Below are 17,318 nucleotides of genomic sequence, written 5' to 3' on the forward strand. Positions count from 1 at the left end.
AAGCAGTAGCAATCAGTAGCCGCAGAGCTCAAACTGACCGTATGTCACTTCAGGGGGGTGGAGCCGTGCCCGAATGCAGATCTGCCAAGTTCGGGGGCCGCCGCCTTGTCGAGACCGCCCGCAGAGCGGGTATATCGCCACACAAAGCGATTACATCGCGTCAGCTCCCCGGACGGACGGAACCCCACGCGTGACGGAGCACCAGTCCACCTCGCACGAAGTCAGCCAGCCCCTGGCCGCCCGGCCGCACGAGCGCACCCGGCCGCGGCAGGAGCAGGCGCCCGCCGCGGTGCCCGGCCCGGCGTCCTCGGCCTCGCCCGCCCCCGCCACCGGCGGGGGGATCCCGGAGCCGGCCGGGGCGGCGAGGGGTGAGGGGGACCGGCTGCGTTTCGTGGGGGCGGCGACCCGGCGGATCGCGCGTGGCATCGACCTGGACGAGATCGTGCTCGGCCTGTGCCGGGCGTCCGTACCGACCTTCACCGACGCGATCCTCGTCTATCTCCGCGACCCGCTGCCGGTCGGCGACGAGCGTCCCGCCGTGCCGTTCATGCTGCGGCTGCGCCGCACGGACCGGCTGCGTTCAGCCGACGAGGGCGCGGAGGAGCTGGACATCCAGCCCGACCCGCTGCCCGCGCCCCAGCTGTGCGAGGTGCGCAACGGCGGGGCGCTGGCTGAGGTCCTGCGGGGCGTACGTCCGGTGTTCGGCGACACGCCGTCCGCGCGGGAGGCGCTGGCCGAGCTGCTGGGCGAGGCCATGGCCCTGCCCGGCGGGCAGCGCGCGGTCCTCGCGCCGCTGCGGGGGCGGCGCCGGGTGATCGGCGCCGCCGTCTTCCTGCGCCGCCCCGAGCGCCCCGCGTTCGAGGCGAACGATCTGCTGGTGGCCGCGCAGCTGGCGACGCACACGGCGCTGGGCATCGACAAGGCGGTGCTGTACGGCCGTGAGGCATACATCGCCGACGAGCTCCAGCGCACGATGCTGCCCGATTCGCTGCCCCAGCCCACCGGCGTCAAGCTGGCCTCCCGCTATCTGCCGGCCGCCGAGACGGCCCGTGTCGGCGGCGACTGGTACGACGCGATCCCACTGCCGGGCAGCCGCGTCGCGCTGGTCGTCGGCGATGTCATGGGCCACTCCATGACCTCCGCCGCGATCATGGGACAGCTGCGGACGACGGCGCAGACCCTGGCCGGTCTCGACCTGCCCCCGCAGGAGGTGCTGCACCACCTCGACGAGCAGGCGCAGCGCCTGGGCTCGGACCGCATGGCGACGTGCCTGTACGCCGTGTACGACCCGGTCTCGCACCGGATCACCATCGCCAACGCGGGGCACCCGCCGCCCATACTGCTGCACCTGGGCGGGCGCGCGGAGGTGCTGCGGGTGCCGCCGGGCGCTCCCATCGGGGTGGGCGGGGTCGACTTCGAGGCCGTCGAGCTGGACGCCCCGGCGGGTGCCACGCTGCTGCTCTACACCGATGGCCTGGTGGAGTCGCGGCTACGGGACGTGTGGACGGGCATCGAGCTGCTGCGGGAGCGGCTGGCCGCCACCGCGCAGCTGACGGGCCCCGACCATTCGCCGCCGCTGGAGGCGCTCTGCGACGACGTGCTCGACATGCTCGGGCCCGGCGACCGGGACGACGACATCGCGCTGCTGGCCGCCCGCTTCGATGGGATCGCCCCGAGCGATGTCGCGTACTGGTTCCTGGAGCCGGAGGAGCAGGCGCCGGGGCGGGCCCGCAGGCTGGCCCGGCGGGCGCTGACCCGCTGGGGGCTGGAGGAGCTGAGCGATTCGGTGGAGCTGCTGGTCAGCGAGGTGGTGACCAATGCGGTGCGGTACGCCGAGCGGCCGGTGACGCTGCGGTTGCTGCGTACGGACGTACTGCGCTGCGAGGTCGGCGACGATTCGCCGCAGCTGCCGCGACAGCGGCGGGCGCGCGAGACCGACGAGGGCGGGCGCGGGCTCTTCCTGGTGAACCGGCTGGCCAGACGGTGGGGCGCGACGCGGCTGTCGTCCGGCAAGGTGGTCTGGTTCGAGATCGCTACTCATACCTGAGACTGTGCGGGGAGGGGGACTAGAATTGGACTCGGTCCAAGTGTGGCGGTGTTGCCGACAGCTCGTCGGCGGAGTTGACTGCACTGATGGACAGTGCACCGATAGGCACTGCACCGATGGACCGAACGACCTGACAGCTCCATATACCTCAGGCGGCACCCTCACCCCGGGAGGACACTCGTGTCCGAAGCACACCCGAAGGCTGCATTCACCACCAACAACGCCGGCATCCCGGTGGAGAGCGACGAGCATTCGCTCACCGTCGGGCGCGACGGGCCGATCCTGCTGCAGGACCACTACCTCATCGAGAAGATGGCCCAGTTCAACCGCGAACGGGTCCCCGAGCGGGTGGTCCACGCCAAGGGTTCCGGTGCGTACGGCACCTTCGAAGTAACCAACGATGTCAGTCAGTTCACCAAGGCCGACCTGTTCCAGCCGGGCAAACGGACCGAAATGCTGGCGCGTTTCTCCACGGTCGCGGGTGAGCAGGGCTCGCCGGACACCTGGCGCGACCCGCGCGGCTTCGCACTCAAGTTCTACACCGAGCAGGGCAACTACGACCTGGTCGGCAACAACACACCGGTCTTCTTCGTACGCGACACGATCAAGTTCCAGGACTTCATCCGGTCGCAGAAGCGCCACCCGGCCACCGGGCTGCGCAGCAACGACATGCAGTGGGACTTCTGGACCCTCTCCCCCGAGTCGGCGCACCAGGTCACCTGGCTGATGGGCGACCGGGGTGTCCCGAAGACGTACCGGCACATGAACGGCTACAGCTCCCACACCTACATGTGGATCAACGGGGGCGGCGAGCGGTTCTGGGTGAAGTACCACTTCAAGACCGACCAGGGCATCGAGTACCTCACCCAGGCGGAGGCGGACGAGCTGGCCGGTTCGGACGCGGACAAGCACCGCCGCGACCTGTACGAGTCGATCGAGTCAGGGAACGCGCCGTCGTGGACCCTCAAGGTCCAGGTCATGCCGTTCGAGGACGCGGCCGACTACCGGTTCAATCCGTTCGATCTCACCAAGGTGTGGCCGCACGGCGACTACCCGCTGATCGATGTCGGCCGGATGACGCTGGACAAGAACCCCGAGGACTACTTCATCCACATCGAGCAGGCCGCGTTCGAGCCGTCGAACATGGTCCCCGGCATCGGCCCGTCGCCGGACAAGATGCTGCTCGGCCGGCTGTTCTCGTACCCCGACACCCACCGGTACCGGATCGGCCCGAACTACGCGCAGCTGCCGCCGAACCGGCCGCGTTCGCCGGTGAACTCGTACGCCAAGGACGGCCCGATGCGGTACGTGGCGTCGAACGCGTCGATGCCCTACGCCCCGAATTCGTACGGCGGCCCGGCGGCCGACTTCGGGCGCTTCGGCGACCCGGCCGGCTGGGAGGCCACCGGCGAGCTGGTGCGCGAGGCGACCAAGCCGCACGCCGAGGACGACGACTTCGTCCAGCCGGGCACGATGGTCCGCGAGGTGCTCGACGACGCGGCGCGTGAGCGGCTCGCGTCGAACGTCAGCGGGCATCTGCTGGACGCCGTGAGCAGGCCGGTGCTCGACCGGGCGCTCCAGTACTGGCGCAATGTCGACAAGGCGCTCGGCGACCGCATCGCCACCAAGGTCAACGGCGGCTGAGCCGACTGCCGCCCTGCCTGTACATGCTTGTGGCGGACACCTTCGGGTGTCCGCCACAAGCATGTACAGGGCCGCCGGCCCTGGTGGGTCAGGGGCGGGGGCGGGGGCGGCGCGGTGGCCGCTCTTCGCCGCCGATGCTGCCCTGGGTGGTACCGGCATCGGTGCCGCCGTCGGAGCCGGAGCCGCCGTCCGTGCCACCGTCGGCCCCACCGTCCGCGCCACCGTCCGCGCCACCGTCCGCGCCGCCGTCGCCCCCGCCGATCAGGCCGTCGTCCGGCGGGCTGGCCGAGTCGCTCGGGTCGGCCGACTCACTGGGCGGTGTCTCGCTCGGGGGCGGGCTGGACGAGGACGGCGGGGGCGAGGTCGGGGTGGTCGGCGGGGCGCTGGGGGTGGTGGGGGTCTCGGTCGGCGCACGGCTCGGCTCGGGGGCCTTGGTCGGCGGCGGCGTGTAGACGTCGTCCTGGTCGATCTCCAGGTCGAAGTCGGCGTCGGAGCCGTTACCGAGGGCGCCCAGAGTGTAGTCAGCCCAGATCCTCGCGGGGAAGCCGCCGCCGTTAGCGCGGCCGGCGTTCGCAGTACCGGCCAGGGAGACCTGCTTGCCGCCGTCCCGCGGCGGCGCCTCACCGAAGAGGGCGACCGCGGTGGAGATCTCCGGGGTGTAGCCCACGAACCAGGCGGATCGGTTCTTCTCCGAGGTGCCGGTCTTGCCGGCCGCGTTGTAGTTGGGGCTGTTCGCCTCAAAGCCCGTGCCGCTCTTCACGACGCCGGTGAGCACCTTGGTCACGCTGTCCGCCGTCGAACGGCTGACGACCTGCTCACCGGCCGGCTTCGGCAGGTCGACCCGGCCGTTGGGGCGGTCCTTGTGCTCGGCGGACTTCACGATGGTCGGGGTGACCTTCTTGCCGTGGTTGTCGAGCGTGGCGTAGACGCTCGCCATGTCCATCGTGCTGGCGCCCATCACGCCCAGCGACATCGCGGGACGCTCGTCGAAGCCGCCCTTGTCAGCCATGCCCATGCTCAGCGCAGTCTCCTTGACGCGGCCGGGGCCGACGTCCACGAGCATTTGCGCGAAGACGGAGTTGACCGACTTGTTCATGGCCGTCTGGACGGGGATGGGGCCGTAGCTCTTGCCCAGGTCGTTCTGCGGATTGAACGGCGTGGGGCTGCCCTCGACGGGGCGCTTGCTGGTGCCGTCGTAGATCGTGCTGGGCGTGATCGGCGTGCCGTCCTGGGTCTTCGCGTTGCTGTCCAGCGCCGACGCCAGAACGACCGGCTTGAACGTCGAGGCCGGCTGGTAGTCGGAGCGGGTGGCGTTGGACGTCCAGTGCTTGGTGGCGTCCTCACCGCCGTACATCGCGACGACCTCACCGGTCTTCGGGTCGACCGAGGTGGCGCCGGCCTGGAGGGTCGCGTCGACCTTGTTCTTCTTGCGGTCGAGCTTGGACTCCAGCTGGCGGTCGACCGCCTTCTCCAGCGCCTCTTGGCGCTTCTTGTCGATGTTGAGCGTGATCGTCCAGCCGCCGGCGTCGATGTCGGACTTGCTGACGCCCCGCTTCTCCAGCTCGGCCGCGGCGGCCTCGGCCATGTAGCCGGCCTGCCCCTCCATGCCGGCGGCGGCCTTGGGGCTCTGCGGCTTCCTGAACTTCAGCGCGGCGCGCTCACCCTGGTCCAGCTCGCCCATCTCGACCATGTTGTCGAGTACGTAGCCGAAGCGCTCCACCACCAGCTTCTTGCCGGTCGGGCCGGCGGACGCCCAGTCGTACTGACTGGGGGCCTGGAGCAGCGCCGCGAGGTAGGCGCCCTGCTCGACGGTCAGCTTCTTCGCGTCGACGCCGTAGTAGGCCTGGGCGGCGGCCTGGATGCCGTAGGCGCCGCGGCCGAAGTAGCTGGTGTTGAGGTAGCCGGCCAGGATCTCCGACTTGTCGTCCTGGCGGTCCACCTTGATCGAGATCACCAGCTCCTTCAGCTTGCGGCTGATGGTCTGGTCCTGGGTGAGGTAGTAGTTCTTGACGTACTGCTGGGTGATGGTGGAGCCACCCTGCTTGCCCTTGCCGGTGACGGTGTTCAGCAGGCCGCGGGCGGTGCCCTTGAAGTCGACGCCGGAGTCCTCGTAGAAGTTCTGGTTCTCGGCGGCGACGAAGGCGGTCTGGACGTCCCCGGGTATCTTGTCCAGCTCGACTATCTCGCGGTTGACCTTGCCGCTGCGGGCCATGATCTCGCCGTCGCTGTACTTGTAGACGTTGCTCTGCAGCTTCGCCTGCTTGTTGGCCTCGGGCACGGGCACCCAGATGTACAGCGCCACGAACACGCCCATGAGGACCAGGCAGAGCCCGAAGAAGGCGCCCAGCACTTTGCGCCAGGAGAAGAAGCGGCGTCTGCCTCCCGCCTTCTTCGCCCGGCGCGCACCACGCTTCCGGTCCTGTCGTGCTTCTGCTCGGCCCATCGCTGCGCAACTCCGCTCATCGAGCCCCCGGACATCAGCTCCGAAAGCTAACACCGCACCTGCGGACAAAGGGCTGCCGATCCGGTCTTTTCCGTACGTGAGAATCAGCACCCGCCTCTCTGGAACCGACTCCCGAGAGGGCCCGAGGGTTGCGAGCAGGCTCGCACGGGTTTACGGTTCTCAAGAAAGTGATATCATTTTGCTAGACGGTACGAGCCGACTGGAGACCGCACCGAACCGTGCGTGACCAGCACCGATACGGGGGACCACCATGCGCAGCACCAGCACTACCGGCACCAGCAACACCGCCGGCACCACCGGCACCGCACCGCCGACCGATCTGCCCGAGATGCCCGCCCCGCGGGTCCGCGAGAGCGCCGCGCACAGCATCGCGGGCGGCCTCGCCCTGCTGCTCGGCCTCCTCGGTCTGCTCGCGGGGGCCGGACTGATCGCCACCGGGGCGACGTTCACCTCGACCGGGCCGAAGGTGGCCCTGATCGTCGCCGGCATCGTTCTCGCGTTCGCCGCCTTCCTGGCGATGTGCGGCCTCAACATGGTCGCGCCGGGCGAGGCCAGGGTCGTCCAGCTCTTCGGCCGCTACCGGGGCACGATCCGCACCGACGGCCTGCGCTGGGTCAACCCGCTGACGACCCGCTCCAAGATCTCGACCCGGATCCGCAACCACGAGACCGCGGTGCTCAAGGTCAACGACGCGTACGGCAACCCGATCGAGCTGGCCGCCGTCGTGGTGTGGAAGGTGGAGGACACCGCGCAGGCGACGTTCGAGGTGGACGACTTCCTGGAGTTCGTGGCCACGCAGACCGAGGCGGCGGTGCGCCACATCGCGATCGAGTACCCGTACGACGCCCATGAGGAGGACGGCCTGTCGCTGCGGGGCAACGCCGAGGAGATCACCGAGAAGCTGGCGGTCGAGCTGCACGCGCGGGTGGAGGCGGCGGGCGTCCACATCATCGAGTCCCGCTTCACGCACCTCGCGTACGCCCCCGAGATCGCGTCGGCGATGCTGCAGCGGCAGCAGGCCGGGGCGGTGGTCGCGGCCCGCAAGCAGATCGTCGAGGGCGCGGTCGGAATGGTCGAGATGGCGCTGCACCGGATCGCCGAGCAGGACATCGTCGAACTCGACCCGGACCGCAAGGCGGCGATGGTCAGCAACCTGATGGTGGTGCTGTGCGGCGACCGGGCCGCGCAGCCGGTCCTCAACACGGGCACGCTCTACCAGTGACGGACGACGCGCGGCCGCCGGAGCCGGGGCAGCCTCGGCAGCAGCGAAAACAGGTGCTGCTGAGGCTGGATCCCGCGGTGCACGAGGCGCTGGCCCGGTGGGCGGCGGAGGAGCTGCGCAGCGCGAACTCGCAGATCGAGTACGTACTGCGCCGGGCGCTGGCCGAGAACGGCCGCCTCCCCGGCGCCGCCGGCCCGATCCCGCGCCGGGGGCGGCCCCCGAAGCCACCCGGCAACTCAAGCCCGTCCGGCGTTTGAGGACACGCCCGCAGGGCGTCCGGGGGCCTGGGGGCCTGGGGGCCTGCCCCCAGTTTCGGGAAGGGGCGGGCAGGCGAAAGCCCGCCGCACCCCTCACGCCGCCCCGGCCACCACCCGCACAGGCAACCGCCTCATCGCCTCGCGCAGGGACTGGGCGAAGGACTCGAACTCGCTCTGCCGCGCCGCCCCCGTCCGCACCGCCAGCGCCACCCGGCGCGACGGCGCGGGGTCCGCGAAGTACCCGGTCACCAACTGGTCGTTGCGTTCCGTCTCCACCTTCACCGCCGTCCGCGGCAGCAGCGTCACGCCGAGCCCGCCCGCGACCAGCTGCACCAGCGTCGACAGCCCGGCGGCGGTCGTCGTCACGGGCGCGCCCTCGGTGCGGCCCGCCTCACGGCAGATGTCCAGCGCCTGGTCGCGCAAGCAGTGGCCCTCGTCGAGCAGCAGCAGATGCAGCTCGCCCAGCGTCTCGCGCGCGATGTCCTCGCGCCCGCCCAGCCAGTGACCCCGCGGTGTGACCAGTACGAAGTCCTCGTCGAACAGGGGGATTTCGGCCACCCCCGGCATCCCCAGCGGCACCGCGAGCAGCAGCAGGTCGAGGCGCCCCGCGGCGAGCCCCTCCAGCAGCGATGACGTCTGCTCCTCGTGCACCTGGAGGTCCAGTTCCGGATACCGCTCGTGTACGAGGGTGAGCACCGTCGGCAGCAGATACGGCGCCACCGTCGGGATCACCCCCAGCCTGAGCACCCCGGTGAAGGGCGCCCGTACCGCCTCCGCCTCCTCCAGCAGCTCCCCCACCGCTTCCAGCACCGCCCTGGCCCGCACCGCGAGGCGCTCGCCGGCCGGTGACAGCAGTACTTTGCGCGTCGTACGCTCGACGAGCTGCACCTCCAGCGTGTCCTCCAGGGCGGACACCGCGCCCGAGAGCGCCGGCTGGCTCATTCCGATCGCGGCGGCCGCGTCCCTGAAGTGCAGATGTTCGGCCACTGCCGCGAAGGCGCGCAGCTGCGCCAGGCTCGGCTGCCTGGCCCGGTTGGTCACGGCCACTGATAGGCACCTCCGATCGAATCAAGCCAGTCTAGCTATTTCTGCGATCAATACGTGCTGTGTCACTGTGGGGATCCGTCCAACCCCCAGGAAACTCCCGTAACGGAATTTCCCACAATGCAAGGAGAGCGCGTGCTCACTGTTGGTGACCAGTTCCCCACGTACGACCTCACTGCCTGCGTTTCCCTGGAGACCGGTAACGAGTTCGAACAGATCCACCACAAGTCCTTCGAGGGCAAGTGGCGTGTGGTCTTCGCGTGGCCGAAGGACTTCACCTTCGTCTGCCCCACCGAGATCGCCGCCTTCGGCAAGCTGAACGACGAGTTCGCCGACCGTGACGCGCAGATCCTCGGCTTCTCCGGTGACTCCGAGTTCGTGCACCACGCCTGGCGCAAGGACCACCCGGACCTGACCGACCTGCCGTTCCCGATGCTGGCCGACTCGAAGCACGAGCTCATGCGTGACCTCGGCATCGAGGGCGAGGACGGCTTCGCGCAGCGCGCCGTCTTCATCGTCGACCCGAACAACGAGATCCAGTTCACGATGGTGACCGCCGGCTCCGTGGGCCGTAACCCCAAGGAGGTCCTGCGGGTCCTCGACGCCCTGCAGACCGACGAGCTGTGCCCCTGCAACTGGACCAAGGGCGAGAACACCCTCGACCCGGTCGCGCTGCTGGCCGGTGAGTGACCCATGGCCCTCGACGAGCTGAAGTCCGCCGTACCGGACTACGCAAAGGACCTGCGCCTGAACCTCGGCTCGGTCATCGGCAACAGTGACCTCCCGCAGCAGCAGCTGTGGGGCACCGTCCTGGCCTGCGCGATCGCCTCGCGCTCGCCGAAGGTGCTGCGTGAACTGGAGCCCGAGGCGAAGGCCAACCTGTCCGCGGAGGCGTACACCGCCGCCAAGTCCGCTGCCGCGGTCATGGCGATGAACAACGTCTTCTACCGCACGCGCCACCTGCTCTCCGACCCGGAGTACGGGACGCTGCGCGCCGGCCTGCGGATGAACGTCATCGGCAACCCGGGCGTCGAGAAGGTCGACTTCGAGCTGTGGTCGCTCGCGGTCTCCGCGATCAACGGCTGCGGCCAGTGCCTGGACTCGCACGAGCAGGTCCTGCGCAAGGCGGGTGTCGAGCGCGACACCATTCAGGAAGCGTTCAAGATCGCCGCTGTGATCCAGGCGGTCGGCGTGACCCTCGACTCCGAGGCCGTTCTGGCCGAGTAGTCAGCAGTACGTACGAAGGGAGGGCCCGGCAGACGCGATGTCTGCCGGGCCCTCCCTTCGTACGTACCCGCGTCTCAGCGCTTGAGCGCGGCCATGAGATCGCGGATGTCCTCGGCCATGAGGGACGGCAGCGCCGAGAGGTCCGGCTGGGGTGGTTCCTCGTCGGTCTGGTCCTCGCCCCCGTTGGATTCGGTCCCGGGGGTGACCTTGATCTCCAGCACCGCGCCCCCGTCCAGGACCTTCAGCGTCGGGCCTTCGTATTCGGCGGCCGGGGGGATGAGCAGCGCCCTGTCTCCCAGCCCAGGGACTTCCTGCGGCTGGGGAGACAGCGCGTTTCCCCAGTCGGGGCGGCTGGCGAGGGCCTCGAACTCCGGCTCCGGGTCGGCCTTTTTGTGCAGTTCCGCCGCCAGCTGGACTTCGTAGGTCACCATCCACCCCTTCTTCGGGGGCTTCGTCGGCACGAAGCTCACGGTGCAGGTGGCCGTGTCCAGAGCGGCGTGCTCAGTGGTCACCTCGAACGGCTCGTACGACCGCGACCGCTTCCCCAGGCTCAGCCCCAGCGCCGCCAGTTCGGCCTTCTCGCACAGCCCCTCCCCGACCGTGTACCCCCGCGTGTCCACCCCCGGTTCCGAGCCGGCCGCGTACAGCCCGCCCGCCCACAGCGCCGAGGCGCACAGGGCGCCGCCGGCCGCCCACAGCCACGGCCGGCGGCCGCGCGGCGACGAAGGTGCCCGCTCGCCGGTCAGGGTCTCGGGCGGCTCCCCGATGGGAAGGCCCCCCACCAGCTCCGGCTCGGAGATCACTCCCCGCCCGCCGGGCGCTCCACCGGCGCGCCGGCCACAGGGGCAACCGACGCCGTCGTCACCGCCGTCTTGGTGACCACTGTCTGCTGTACCGGAGCGGCCCGCATGGCCGTCTCCTCGCTGTACCGGCGCAGGTAGCCGACCACCGTATTGATCACCGCCACCAGCGGCACCGCGACCACCGCGCCGCCGATCCCGGCGACCAGCCCGCCCACCGCGACGGCGAGGACGACGGCCAGCGGATGGACGCGCACCGCGCGACCGAGGATGAAGGGCTGCAGCACGTGTCCTTCCAGCTGCTGCACCGCGAGTACGACGATCACCACCAGCAGCGCCGTGCCCACGCCCTGGGTGACGAGCGCGACGACCACGGCCAGCGCCCCCGACACCACGGCGCCGACCAGCGGGATGAAGGCGAACAGGAAGATGAACACCGCGAGCGGCACAGCGAGCGGCACTTCGAGGAAGTACAGGCCGAGGCCGATGAAGATCGCGTCGATCATGGCGACGATCACCGTGCCCCGCACGTACGCCGTGAGGGTGCGCCACGCGCGCGGCCCGGCGCCCGCGACACCGGGGCGGGCCTGGGCGGGCACCAGCTTGAGCGTCCAGTGCCAGATGCGCTTGCCGTCGTACAGCAGGAAGAGCGTCGAGAACATCGCGAGCAGCATCCCGGTCAGCACCTCGACGACGACCGTGACGCCCTGGAGGCCCGCCGAGGTGATGGATTCGGTGTTGGTGCCGACCGCGTCGCTCAGGTTATCCGCGAGGTCGTTGATCTGCGACTCGGTCACATGGAACGGGCTGTTGAGCAGCCAGCGCTTGAGCTCCTCGATGCCGTCCTTGACCCGCTCGGAGAGGATGTCGGCGTTCTCCATGACCTGCCACACCACGAACCAGCCGACCAGGCCCATGATGACGAAGCCGAGGACCGCTGTGACGGCGGTGGCCAGGGGGCGCGGCAGTCCCAGCCGCCGCAGCCGCGCGACGGTCGGCTGGAGCATCGCGGTGACCAGCAGGGCCGCGACGAAGGCGAGGACCACCAGCTGTACGGCGCTGATCACCTTCATCAGCACCCAGAGCGTGCCCGCCAGTACGAGCAGCCGCCAGCCGGCCTCGGCGGCGACCCGCACGCCCCACGGCACGGCGGCCGCCGGGTCGGGCCTGGCGGAGACGGCCGGGGCGTAGTCGGGCGGCGCGGGAACGTGGTCCGGGGAGCCGTTGGGCTGACCGCCGTCGTGCCCCGTGCGGCCGTGCGGGCCGTCGTGGCTGTCCTCGTCGTCGGCCCGGCGCTCGTTCAACCGAGCTCCTATTCGGGTCAGTCCGGCGCCCATCCGGCCGAGCAAACCACCCCCCTCAGACTGCGGCTGCTGCTCCGGCTGCGAGTGTGGCTGCGCCTCTGGTGACATGTCGCTCTCTCTTCTGCCCTGTCGGCCTCCCCCGGGGAGACGTCGCATCCGACCGTACACGCCGCAAAGCCCCTCGCCGTAGGACGGCGAAGGGCTCTGAGCGGTTGTGCGTACGGCTGGTACTAGTACCAGTTGTTGGCCTGCCAGAACGACCAGGCGCCGCACGGGCTGCCGTAACGCTCGTCCATGTAGCTGAGGCCCCACTTGATCTGGGTGGCCGGGTTCGTCTGCCAGTCGGCGCCCGCGGACGACATCTTGGAGCCGGGCAGCGCCTGGACGAGACCGTAGGCACCCGAAGACGGGTTGCTCGCCCGGTAGTTCCACGTGGACTCGTGGTTCACGATGTTGCTGAAGCACTGGAACTGGTCGCCGGGGACCATCTGCCGCGCCATCGCCTGGACCTCGGCGACGGAGTACGAGCTCTGCGGAGAGAAGCTCGACGCGTCACGCTTCGCGGAGCGGCTGACGGCGGCCTTCTGCTCCGCCTCGCGCTCCTTGGCCTCTTCTGCGGCCTTGGCTTTCTCTTCGGCTGCCTCTTCGGCTGCCTTCTTCTCGGCCTCGACCTTGGCCTCGACCTTGGCCTCGGCCGATTCCTTCTTGGCCTTGGCGTCCTTGGCGGCCTGAATACGGGCCGATTCCTCCGCGGACTTCTTCGCGGTCGCGTCCGCTGCAAAGGCCTGTGCGTCGGCCTGCTGCGTCAGGGACGCGGTCTGCACCTGGGCCTGCTGGCCGGCAGGGATGTCTGCGAGGAGCGTCGTGTCGGCTGCGGTCGCCTCGAACGTGTCGTTCGAGGGCTGAGTGTCGCCCGAGGCGACGCCCACAACGGCGCCGACAGTGGTGACCGCGGTAGCCGAAGCCACGGCGAATCCCCGGACCGAAATCCGGCTCACACGGTTTCCTTCCAGCAGTGCCCGCTCGGGTGACCTCGCGGACGCAATCGTGCCCCTGGCGCTGGCCTCCCCCCATTGCTGGGTCTCGGGAGGCACGGACCCGGTGGGCAACTCCTTTGCGGGAGCGCCGCGTAGTGACTCGGGCGGCATACGGCGACGGCTGTTGAGTTGTGTGGTGCTGCACCTTGCGTGGTGCGGGTGTGCCGTATGCGGGGCCTGACGGAAGCAAGACTCTGCCGGAAGCGGACGCCGGGAAGCAATTCTGCGTTGCGTGGGAAAGCTCACATGCCCTTTACACCACCCGTTTTGGGGAATCCTATGTGCAGCACGGCGCCGCCCGGCTAGAATCTTGCGCTTCGCCGGGCGGCGCCAACTGCCTTTCACCCGCTAAGGGGTGATGCGTCTCGGAGCTGTCAAAGCTCCCAGAACTCCCAGAGCTCCCAGAGCTCCCAGAGCTCCCAGAGCCCCTAGACCTCTCAGCGGGCTACATCCTCCAGCATTTCGGTCACGAGCGCCGCGATCTGCGAACGCTCCGAGCGGGTGAGGGTGACGTGCGCGAACAGCGGATGGCCCTTCAACTTCTCGACGACGGCGACCACTCCGTCGTACCGGCCCACCCTGAGGTTGTCGCGCTGCGCGACATCGTGGGTCAGAACGACCCGCGAATTCGCCCCGATGCGGGACAGAACGGTCAACAGGACGTTCCGTTCCAGCGACTGGGCCTCGTCCACGATGACGAACGCGTCGTGCAGCGAGCGGCCCCGGATGTGCGTCAGCGGCAGCACTTCGAGCATGCCGCGCCCCAGCACCTCCTCGATCACCTCGCGGCCCGCCACGGCCGACAGCGTGTCGAAGACCGCCTGCGCCCAGGGGCTCATCTTCTCGGACTCGGAGCCGGGCAGATAGCCGAGCTCCTGCCCGCCCACGGCGTACAGCGGCCGGAAGACCATCACCTTCTTGTGCTGCTGGCGCTCCAGCACCGCCTCAAGCCCCGCGCAGAGCGCCAGCGCCGACTTGCCGGTGCCGGCCCGGCCACCCATCGAGACGATGCCGACCTCGGGGTCGAGGAGCAAGTCGAGCGCGATGCGCTGCTCGGCACTGCGCCCGTGGATGCCGAACGCCTCGCGGTCGCCGCGTACGAGTTTGACCATGCCGTCGGCGGTGACCCGGCCGAGCGCCTTGCCGCGCTCCGACTGGATCACCAGACCGGTGTGGACGGGCATGTCGGCCGCCGCCGGTTCGTACACCGTCTCCTCGGTGTAGAGCAGGTCGACCTGCTCGGCGGTCAGTTGCAGATCCGCCATGCCGGTCCAGCCGGAGTCGGTGATGGCGAGCTCGGCGCGGTACTCCTCGGCGAGCAGGCCGACCGACGATGCCTTGATCCGCAGCGGCAGATCCTTCGACACGACGGTCACGTCGAAGCCCTCGGCCTGGAGATTGCGTGCGACCGCGAGGATCCGGGAGTCGTTGTCCCCCAATCGATAGCCGGCCGGGAGCACGCCGGGATCGGAGTGGTTGAGCTCGACACGGAGCGTGCCGCCCAGCTCGCCCATGGGGATGGGCGCGTCGAGCCGGCCGTACCTGACGCGGCAGTCGTCGAGCAGGCGCAGGGCCTGCCTGGCGAAGTAGCCGAGTTCCGGATGGTGCCTTTTGGCCTCCAACTCCGTGACCACGACGATCGGCAGCACAACCTCGTGCTCGTCGAAGCGGGACATGGCGTTCGGGTCGGCCAGCAGGACGCTGGTGTCGAGAACGTAAGTGCGCCTGTCGGGCATGCGGCGCTTGTTGCTGGTCACCACGGAAGGACAGACCCCCTCGGCTGAGGTAGGGGTGCGACGGCGTCGCGGGCGTTGGGGCCGGGCTCGGGCCACCATGCGAGGGCCGAACTCCGGCCCTGTGCCTCGTCCACGCTCAGCGCGTGGTCGTCCTGGTGCAAAGGGCCTCCCGGGCGAGCGGACCTGCCGCTCACTGAGATACGGCGTCCGTGGACCGGACGTCGACCTGGAAGGGGTATTCCCTCGAACACGCGCCGCCATGCCATGGCATATGACACCTCGTGGACCGGGAGCGCGCCGGTAGTGCGCCCGGGGGCCGTTCCGGTGCCCGCGCGCGGGCACCGGCCGCGGCCGTCAGGCCTGGTACGGCCCGGCCGTCAGGCCCCGTAGCGCCGGTGCCGGGCCGCGTAGTCGCGCAGGGCGCGCAGGAAGTCGACCTTGCGGAAAGCGGGCCAGAAGACTTCGCAGAAGTAGTACTCCGAGTGGGCGCTCTGCCACAGCATGAAGCCGGAGAGCCGCTGCTCACCGCTCGTGCGGATCACCAGGTCCGGGTCGGGCTGGCCGCGCGTGTAGAGATGCTCGGAGATGTGTTCGACGTCGACGATCTCGGCGACCTCCTCAAGCGAGGTCCCCCTCTCCGCGTGCTCCAGCAGCAGCGAACGCACCGCGTCGGCGATCTCCTGGCGGCCTCCGTAGCCCACGGCGACGTTGACGAGTATTCCGTCGTTGCCGTTCGTGGCCTGCTCGGCCTCCTTGAGTACGGACTGGGTACGGGCGGGCAGCACGTCCGGCGTCCCGACGTGGTGCACCCGCCAGCGGCCGTCGGCGGCGAGGTCGCGCACCGCACCCTCGATGATGCCGAGCAGCGGCGTCAGCTCCGCCTCGGGGCGATCCAGGTTCTCGGTGGACAGCATCCAGAGCGTCACGACCTCGACGTCCGTCTCGGCGCACCAGCCGAGCAGCTCCTGGATCTTGCTGGCACCCGCCTTGTGGCCCTGCTCCGTGGTGCCGCCCGATGCCTTCGCCCAGCGCCGGTTGCCGTCGAGGATGACCCCGATGTGCTTGGGCACCTGGTCGTGATCGAGGCGGCCTTCCACCCTGCGTGCGTAGAGCCTGTACACCAGGTCGCGCAGGTTCACTGGGTCTCACCTCATGGCATCGTGCGGGTCGGTCGTCCCCCGGGGCCGGTCGGCACGCGCGGTGGTTCCCTCCGTACACGTGCAGGCCCGAAGCTGACACACTACTGGGCGGGCGCCTCAGGCACCCAACCCGGTCTGTCACAAGTCCTGTCACAAGTCCGTGATAAGCAGGGGAATGTGACTGATTCCTCCTCCTACCGCGCCGCCGACGACCGCTACGACTCCATGGAGTACCGGCGCACCGGCCGCAGCGGACTGAAGCTGCCCGCGATCTCTCTCGGCCTCTGGCACAACTTCGGCGACGACAAGGCGCTCGACGCGCAGCGCGCGATCCTGCGCCGCGCGTTCGACCTCGGCGTCACCCACTTCGACCTCGCCAACAACTACGGCCCGCCCGCCGGGTCGGCCGAGCTGAACTTCGGCAAGCTCTTCGCGCAGGACTTCGCGCCGTACCGCGACGAGCTGGTCATCTCCACCAAGGCCGGCTACCTGATGCACCCCGGCCCGTACGGCGAGTGGGGCTCGCGCAAGTACCTGCTGTCCTCGCTGGACGCGTCCCTGGCACGGATGGGGCTCGACTACGTCGACGTCTTCTACTCGCACCGCTTCGACCCGGAGACCCCGCTCGAGGAGACGATGGGCGCGCTGGCGTCCGCCGTGCAGCAGGGCAAGGCGCTGTACGCCGGCGTCTCCTCGTACAACGCGGAGCAGACCGCCGAGGCGGCCGCGCTGCTCAAGGAGATGGGCGTACCGGCGCTGATCCACCAGCCCTCGTACTCGATGATCAACCGCTGGACCGAGGACGACGGCCTGCTGGACACCCTGGAGACGGCGGGCATGGGCTGCATCTCCTTCGTGCCGCTGGCGCAGGGACTGCTCACCGGGAAGTACCTGAAGGGCATCCCGGAGGGCTCGCGGGCCACGCAGGGCAAGTCGCTGGACCCGGGCCTGCTGTCGGATGAGGTCGTGCGGCGCCTGGGCGGGCTGAACGACATCGCGCAGCGGCGCGGACAGTCGCTGGCGCAGCTGGCGCTGTCGTGGGTGCTGCGCGACCCGCGGATGACGTCGGCGCTGATCGGGGCGTCGAGCGTGCGGCAGTTGGACGAGAACGTCGCGGCGCTGGGCGCGCCGGCCCTGACCGAAGCGGAGCTGAAGGAGATCGACACCTTCGCGGTGGACACCGAGGGGACGAACATCTGGGCCGGTCGGGGCTGACTTCGGCTGGGCCTGCTCCGGGCGGCTCGGGCCTGCTCCGGCTGAGCCGACTCGGGCCTGGCCGGGCCCGGCAGCATCGCCCGGCAGCATCCGGACAAAAAAACGGGCCGGTCCGTGGGGGGATACGGACCGGCCCGAGGGGGGGTTTCCACCATAACCCTTCGTGAGGGGTGCTGGGAGCC

14 protein-coding genes are annotated in these 17,318 nt (G+C 69.8%); 7 read left to right on the forward strand and 7 right to left on the reverse strand.

Going from position 1 to position 17,318, the window contains the following annotated elements; genetic code table 11:
* Positions 1–190: 190 nt before the first annotated feature.
* Complete coding sequence (locus ACU6WZ_RS08925; RefSeq protein WP_447032578.1) at positions 191–2,047, forward strand: SpoIIE family protein phosphatase; 1,857 nt, start codon at positions 191–193, stop codon at positions 2,045–2,047.
* Between the two features lie 180 nt (positions 2,048–2,227).
* Positions 2,228–3,691 carry a catalase gene (locus ACU6WZ_RS08930; RefSeq protein ID WP_447032579.1) on the forward strand — a complete coding sequence of 488 codons (1,464 nt, stop codon included), beginning with the start codon at positions 2,228–2,230 and terminating at the stop codon, positions 3,689–3,691.
* Positions 3,692–3,779: 88 nt separating this feature from the next.
* Here the strand turns inward: ACU6WZ_RS08930 and ACU6WZ_RS08935 are convergent, their stop codons facing one another.
* Complete coding sequence (locus tag ACU6WZ_RS08935) at positions 3,780–6,134, reverse strand: transglycosylase domain-containing protein (RefSeq protein WP_447032580.1); 2,355 nt, start codon at positions 6,132–6,134, stop codon at positions 3,780–3,782.
* A gap of 349 nt (positions 6,135–6,483) precedes the next feature.
* Between ACU6WZ_RS08935 and ACU6WZ_RS08940 the strand changes: the two genes are divergently transcribed.
* Entirely contained in the window at positions 6,484–7,377 is an 894-nt protein-coding gene (locus tag ACU6WZ_RS08940; RefSeq protein ID WP_447033939.1) for an SPFH domain-containing protein, read from the forward strand.
* A complete protein-coding gene (locus ACU6WZ_RS08945; RefSeq protein WP_447032581.1) occupies positions 7,374–7,634 on the forward strand; it encodes a type II toxin-antitoxin system antitoxin in 261 nt (86 codons plus the stop codon). The genes ACU6WZ_RS08940 and ACU6WZ_RS08945 overlap by 4 nt, the downstream gene beginning before the upstream one ends.
* A gap of 93 nt (positions 7,635–7,727) precedes the next feature.
* On the opposite strand, the gene ACU6WZ_RS08950 is transcribed toward ACU6WZ_RS08945, so the two are convergent.
* Entirely contained in the window at positions 7,728–8,681 is a 954-nt protein-coding gene (locus tag ACU6WZ_RS08950) for a hydrogen peroxide-inducible genes activator (protein WP_447032582.1), read from the reverse strand.
* A 132-nt stretch (positions 8,682–8,813) separates the two neighbouring features.
* Here ACU6WZ_RS08950 and ACU6WZ_RS08955 point away from each other — a divergent pair, with 132 nt between their 5' ends.
* Positions 8,814–9,368 carry a peroxiredoxin gene (locus tag ACU6WZ_RS08955; protein ID WP_447032583.1) on the forward strand — a complete coding sequence of 185 codons (555 nt, stop codon included), beginning with the start codon at positions 8,814–8,816 and terminating at the stop codon, positions 9,366–9,368.
* Positions 9,369–9,371: 3 nt separating this feature from the next.
* Complete coding sequence (locus tag ACU6WZ_RS08960; protein ID WP_214920191.1) at positions 9,372–9,905, forward strand: alkyl hydroperoxide reductase; 534 nt, start codon at positions 9,372–9,374, stop codon at positions 9,903–9,905.
* Between the two features lie 74 nt (positions 9,906–9,979).
* Here the strand turns inward: ACU6WZ_RS08960 and ACU6WZ_RS08965 are convergent, their stop codons facing one another.
* The 5 genes from ACU6WZ_RS08965 to ACU6WZ_RS08985 form a co-directional block, all read right to left on the reverse strand.
* Positions 9,980–10,708 (reverse strand): hypothetical protein, encoded by a 729-nt coding sequence (locus ACU6WZ_RS08965; protein WP_447032584.1) that lies wholly within the window; start codon positions 10,706–10,708, stop codon positions 9,980–9,982.
* On the reverse strand, positions 10,705–12,042 hold the full coding sequence (locus ACU6WZ_RS08970; RefSeq protein ID WP_447032585.1) for an AI-2E family transporter: 1,338 nt from the start codon (positions 12,040–12,042) through the stop codon (positions 10,705–10,707). Before ACU6WZ_RS08970 ends, ACU6WZ_RS08965 begins: the two co-directional genes overlap by 4 nt.
* A 197-nt stretch (positions 12,043–12,239) precedes the next feature.
* Positions 12,240–13,007, reverse strand: coding sequence for an aggregation-promoting factor C-terminal-like domain-containing protein (locus ACU6WZ_RS08975; protein WP_447032586.1), 768 nt, complete (start codon positions 13,005–13,007; stop codon positions 12,240–12,242).
* Between the two features lie 476 nt (positions 13,008–13,483).
* Positions 13,484–14,806, reverse strand: coding sequence for an RNA 5'-3' helicase PhoH2 (gene phoH2, locus ACU6WZ_RS08980; RefSeq protein ID WP_447032587.1), 1,323 nt, complete (start codon positions 14,804–14,806; stop codon positions 13,484–13,486).
* A 353-nt stretch (positions 14,807–15,159) separates the two neighbouring features.
* Positions 15,160–15,921: an isoprenyl transferase gene (locus tag ACU6WZ_RS08985; protein WP_447032588.1), complete on the reverse strand. Its 762-nt coding sequence runs from the start codon at positions 15,919–15,921 to the stop codon at positions 15,160–15,162.
* Positions 15,922–16,146: 225 nt separating this feature from the next.
* On the opposite strand from ACU6WZ_RS08985, the gene mgrA reads away from it, so the two are divergent.
* A complete protein-coding gene (gene mgrA / locus ACU6WZ_RS08990) occupies positions 16,147–17,136 on the forward strand; it encodes an L-glyceraldehyde 3-phosphate reductase (RefSeq protein ID WP_447033941.1) in 990 nt (329 codons plus the stop codon).
* Positions 17,137–17,318: the final 182 nt, after the last annotated feature.

The organism is Streptomyces hypolithicus (assembly GCF_052934925.1).

Coding starts and splice junctions, on each gene's coding strand:
- ACU6WZ_RS08935 (WP_447032580.1), bottom strand. CDS start 6,134: ATGGGCCGAGCAGAAGCACGACAGGACCGGAAGCGTGGTGCGCGCCGG.
- ACU6WZ_RS08940 (WP_447033939.1), top strand. CDS start 6,484: ATGCCCGCCCCGCGGGTCCGCGAGAGCGCCGCGCACAGCATCGCGGGC.
- ACU6WZ_RS08960 (WP_214920191.1), top strand. CDS start 9,372: ATGGCCCTCGACGAGCTGAAGTCCGCCGTACCGGACTACGCAAAGGAC.
- ACU6WZ_RS08970 (WP_447032585.1), bottom strand. CDS start 12,042: ATGGGCGCCGGACTGACCCGAATAGGAGCTCGGTTGAACGAGCGCCGG.
- mgrA (WP_447033941.1), top strand. CDS start 16,147: ATGGAGTACCGGCGCACCGGCCGCAGCGGACTGAAGCTGCCCGCGATC.